Genomic DNA, 1,386 nt, shown 5'->3' with positions numbered 1-1,386 from the left:
TCGGCTCGAAGTTTAGCTGCGGTGTCGATGTCTTGAATGTCTTTCGCGGTAAGAGCCGGAGCGGAAAGACCGCCACCTAACAAGTTAATGCCTTTACGGTTAGACAATTTACCGCTGTTCAATACTGTGGTTTTAATCCACTGCTCGTCACGGTGTACTTGGCTTACTTTTAGCTGAATGCGGCCATCATCTAGCAGCAGAATATCGCCTTCGTTCACGTCTTGAATCAGCTCTGGGTAATCAAGCCCAACCATTTCTTGGGTTCCAGATTGTGCGTCAAGTGTGCCGCTCAGCGTGAATACGTCGCCTTGATTGAGTAGAACTGCGCCATTTTCGAAGCAAGAAATACGAATCTTAGGGCCTTGTAAATCGACTAACACACCAACATAAGTATCGAGTTCGGCCGCAATTTCACGAACTAAATTCGCGCGGGCAATGTGTTCTTGCGCCGTTCCGTGAGAAAAGTTGAGTCTGACTACGTTCGCGCCTGCTCGAATCAACTTAGTTAGTGTTTCGCGGCTTTCACTTGCTGGGCCTAGCGTAGCCACAATTTTGGTTTTACACATTTGTCACCTCAATCGACACTTAAAAAGGAAAATAGAAATAGGGGGGGATTTTCTATCAATCTCGTAAGCACTCTTTGCAAAAGAACTTAAGACATTGGGGGAGTAAGCGGGAGTTGCCTCCCGCTTTAGTCAGGATTAGTGACTAGGGCGAGCTTCTAGCTCTTTTTCTTCAACTGGGTCGATATCAACCACTTTCTTCGCATTCCAAACTGTTAGAGCAAGAAGTAGAGAAATCACACCAGCAGCCAGCCAGAAATATTGCGCTTGAGAGAAGTCGTATTTAGTTACGCCATCAACCTCTGTGATTTTGATTAGAGAAGCTGACGCTAACTCTTGACCAGAAGCGGCGATGTAAGAGAACAGACCGATGAAGCCTTTCACTGCGCCGACTGCGTTCTTAGGCATCAAGTCACAAGCAGTTAGACCTGCAAGGAACACAACCAGACCACCGATAGCGAAACCGATCATACCTAGTGCTACTGCGTCAACGATGCGGTTATCTGGGCCGAAGAACATCAAGCACATGCCACCGATGTTCGCCAATCCGTAAAGTAGAGTCGGGATATGGCGGTTAGAGTTGAACACCTTGTCAGAGATGATGCCTGATAGGATTGCACCTGCTAGACCCGCGATAGGGTATGTAGACATTGCGAAGCCAGCGTCAATCAGTGAGTAACCTTTTGCTTCTTGTAGGTAAAGCACTGCCCAAGAAGACATCGCGTAGCGAGAGATGTACATCGCTGCACACGCTGCTGCAATTAGCCAAACGGTTGGTTGCTTCAGGATGAACATTTGAGCGCGACGAGTTGCTTGCGGATCG

General features: G+C 47.8%; 2 protein-coding genes. Both read right to left on the bottom strand.

Annotation, left to right across the window (positions count from 1 at the left end; genetic code table 11):
• Window positions 1-566, bottom strand: a 566-nt coding sequence (locus R8269_RS24470) for a pyruvate kinase (RefSeq protein ID WP_318222809.1), incomplete at its 3' end; no start/stop codon positions are given.
• Window positions 567-701: 135 nt separating this feature from the next.
• A partial coding sequence (locus tag R8269_RS24465; RefSeq protein ID WP_318222808.1) for an MFS transporter occupies window positions 702-1,386 on the bottom strand: 685 nt, incomplete at its 5' end.

The organism is Vibrio sp. Vb0667 (assembly GCF_033391095.1).
Note: the sequence above shows the minus strand (reverse complement) of the source record. Positions and strands in the feature narration are given on the sequence as shown.